Source organism: Stecheria intestinalis (genome assembly GCF_009696165.1).
Classification (GTDB): domain Bacteria; phylum Bacillota_I; class Bacilli_A; order Erysipelotrichales; family Erysipelotrichaceae; genus Bulleidia; species Bulleidia intestinalis.
Genome location: NZ_VUMN01000063.1, coordinates 1 through 3,391, shown reverse-complemented (window position 1 = coordinate 3,391; position 3,391 = coordinate 1). Strand labels below are relative to the sequence as shown.

The window sequence follows — 3,391 nt, the reverse complement described above, 5'->3', positions numbered from 1 at the left end:
TCATTACAGGAACTATCTTCGACAGTCACAAGATTTCTATTACCGAATGGATAGAATACTGGCGTAATCTGCTCCAATATCTCAGCTTAAGCGCGGACTCCTGGAACAACAAAAATGCTTTTACTACTGCAAAATACTGGTTTGCAAAGACATGTCTTCTGCTGGACGAAATTCAGGATTCTATCCTGCTTGAAGGCGATGTTTATTGCGATGAGACATTTATTCCAGTTCGCAGCGAAGATATCATCCGCAAAGAAAATAACCAGAAGCTGCGCGGCCATTCTATTAATCAGATGTGCATTGCGACAATCACAGATGGCAAAACTGTGTTTGTAAAGTACATTGGCTTGGGCGAGCCAGCCGGCAGACAAGTATATGAAGCTTTAAAGGATCATATCAAGCAAGGATCAAGATTGATCACTGATAAAGATCCATGCCATAACATGCTTGTCAGGAAGCTGGAACTGAAAAATATCCAGTATGATTCTAAGAAAATGAAAGGTTTGCCAGACAATAAGAATCCGATGAATCCCATCAACCAGGTTCATAATAGGCTGCAGAAGTTTTTAAGAGCACACAGCGGCTTTAGAAGAGATGAACTTCCTGGTTACCTGAACCTATTTGCATTCAGCTTCAATGCTCCGCACGATCTTTATGAGAAATTAGACCGGCTTCTGAATTTGAGTTTTGAAAACCCGAAAACACTTCGCTACAGAGAGCTGTATCGCAAGAGTAAGCCAGATTTGTAAGATCCTCAGCCCCCTTGTGCAAATACGGCTTTTTTCAGAAAGGACAATATGATCTCCCGTATACATTCCGGAAAGCCGGCCGGCCGTAAAAGAAAGAAACTCTTCTTCCGTCTTGCAGTCATACATCGAAATAAGTCCCTGATTGGCAAAAAGAACCGTTTCCTGTACGTCTGCCTTCACAATACAGATGCCTGTTTTCAGTAAGTCATAGCACTTATGGAATTCATCCCGGTTGAAGTGAAGCGTTTCCATTTTCTTTCCTCCAGCAAACTGAATAGCAGTCAATCTGACCGCAATTTCATTCTAGATTTGCAGAGATTTCTGTCAATATTGAGCTTGCAAGCAGGACAGAATCAGCAGGCATGAATGATTGAAAGGAAAAGGACTGCATCATGCGTGGCGGTGATACCAGCCTTGGCAGTACATCTATTCCTGCATGTTGCAGATCATCACGTAAATTTCCGTCCTTCCTGTTCCAATCATACTCTCCTGGATGAGAGAAATAGCAGGATACCTCTCAAATGCAGAATACACTTGGATCCATCCAGAACTGCAAGCTCATCAACAGACAATAGATCATGTCCCAGCTTCTGATAGTTCAGGCTGTGGGACTGCTCTCGTCCCCGGCTTTCCCCGGTATTGTGGATATCGATCGTCTCCTTGCCAAGTGCCCGATTCAGTTCCTTCAAAGTTGTCAGCTTCTTTCCGCCGAGAAGGATCCGCGAATCTATGTTGCCGACAATGTTAGCAGAGCCACTGTCTCCACGTGATCTGTCATCGGAAATAAATCAACCGGAACGATCTTCTTTACCCGATAGCCTCTGCAGGTCAGATTCTTGATATCTCTTGCCTGAGTCTTCGGAAAGCAGGAAATATAGACAACCCGATCCGGTTTCATTTCCGCTAAATGCTGCATGAATCCCTGAGTCATTCCAGATCTGGGCGGATCGAGGATCACGACATCCGGGCAATCGATCAGCCGATCCAGAAAGCGGTTTGCATCATCGCAGTAGAATTCTGCATTCGTGATATGATTCAGCTTTGCATTATGCTTTGCATCTCTGATCGCTTCCGGACTGATCTCCACTCCGATTACTTCTTTCGCCTGCTTAGCCGCAATCAGAGAGATTGTTCCGATTCCGCAGCACGCATCGAGCACTGAATCATTTCTGGTAATTCCTGCCAGATCGATGGCAGTCTGATAAAGAACCTCAGTCTGTACAGGATTCACCTGATAGAAAGAAGCAGGAGAAATATGGAACTTCATGCCAAGCAGTTCATCCGAAAGATATCCAGGACCGTACAGCACTCGGCTTCTTTCTCCAAGTACCATACTCGTATGTTTCCGATTGTAGTTCAGAACGACGGTCTCAATCTCCGGAAATCTCTGAGTCAGAAGACTGACAAACTTCTTTGCGCCAGGCAGTTCCTCAGATCCGATCACGATGACTGCCATTGCTTTTCCCGTCGCATGAGCCACCCGGATATAAGCATGTCTCAGGACCCCTCTCTCTTTATCTTCCTCATACGCAGGCAGATGCATCTCCTCAGCAATCTTGATGATTCCCTCTAAGATCAGGTTTGCTGTCTCATTCTGGATCAGGCATGATCTGGAAGACACAATCCGGTGGGTATGCTCTGCATACATACCGGCCACGAGTCTTCCATTCCGGTCTGTTCCGAACGCCGCATAGACTTTATGCCGATAATGATAAGGGTTCTTCATTCCGATGGTCAGTTCGACATGATATTTCGGGTACAGCCTTGAAAGCTCCTCATGCTTGTGCTTCAGCTGCTCTTCATAGCTTTCATGCAGTCTGGTACAGCCGCCGCAGATCTTCTGTACCGGGCATTCCTTGTTCATAGCACTACCTCCCGGAGATTATGGACAGCATGATCCGACGCATTCTTAAGCACCTCATAGGACTGATGGCCGCAAGCCGCCAGAACATAATTGCGGATGCCGATCGCTTCCGCAGTTTCCATGTCATGCAGCGTATCGCCGATATACATGCATTCATCCGGATTCACGCCGGAGCGGATCATCCAGTGCTTTGCCATTTCCACCTTGGATTCCGCAAGCATATTATCCATGCCCATCCGTTCCCGGAAGTATCCGGCGATCCCAAGCTGTTCGGTCTGCTTCAGGAGTTTCTCCTCCTGGCAGGCAGAAAGAATCACGTTCTGATAGCCCTTCTCTTCAGCTTCCGCAATCTTCTCCAGAAATCCATCGGTCAGACGGCAGGATGAGAATCCTTCATCATACCGTTCATTGAACTCCACGGAGATCTGCTCATACGACTCATGTTCAAACGTATATCCGAGCTTGTAATAGTATTCAATCACCGGAAAGCAGAACAGACTCCGATACTGTTCTCTTGTGTATCCTGCCTTCATATGCCGTTCCATGAGCATTTCATTCTCAATCTTCAGGCATAGATCAAGATCATCCAGTATCGTTCCGTTATAGTCCCAGATCAGTGTTTTCATGGCATTCCTCGCTAGGCATCATTCTATCACAGGCGACTTCTGATCAGAACGTTCCGGAAAGAACCTTACAGAATGCACGGAATGACTATGGCATGAAAGCCAGTCACGATCAAGACTGGAGGTATGAAAGAATACAGCAGGCTGAATGAGCT

The 3,391-nt window shown here is 46.2% G+C and carries 3 protein-coding genes and 1 pseudogene; 1 reads left to right on the top strand and 3 read right to left on the bottom strand.

The genetic code is table 11. The features are described 5' to 3' along the window. A partial coding sequence (locus tag FYJ51_RS13355) for a transposase (RefSeq protein WP_154506015.1) occupies positions 1-749 on the top strand: 749 nt, incomplete at its 5' end. Between the two features lie 488 nt (positions 750-1,237). Here FYJ51_RS13355 and FYJ51_RS13350 read toward each other — a convergent pair. From FYJ51_RS13350 to FYJ51_RS13340, 3 genes and pseudogenes are all read right to left on the bottom strand, one after another. Continuing rightward, positions 1,238-1,492, bottom strand: a pseudogene (locus tag FYJ51_RS13350) (TraM recognition domain-containing protein); the annotation flags it as partial. Beyond that, positions 1,477-2,613 carry a 23S rRNA (uracil(1939)-C(5))-methyltransferase RlmD gene (gene rlmD / locus FYJ51_RS13345; protein WP_154506014.1) on the bottom strand — a complete coding sequence of 379 codons (1,137 nt, stop codon included), beginning with the start codon at positions 2,611-2,613 and terminating at the stop codon, positions 1,477-1,479. The pseudogene FYJ51_RS13350 and the gene rlmD, both read right to left, overlap by 16 nt. Next, positions 2,610-3,239 (bottom strand): HAD family hydrolase, encoded by a 630-nt coding sequence (locus tag FYJ51_RS13340; protein WP_154506013.1) that lies wholly within the window; start codon positions 3,237-3,239, stop codon positions 2,610-2,612. The genes rlmD and FYJ51_RS13340 overlap by 4 nt, the downstream gene beginning before the upstream one ends. Positions 3,240-3,391 lie beyond the last annotated feature (152 nt).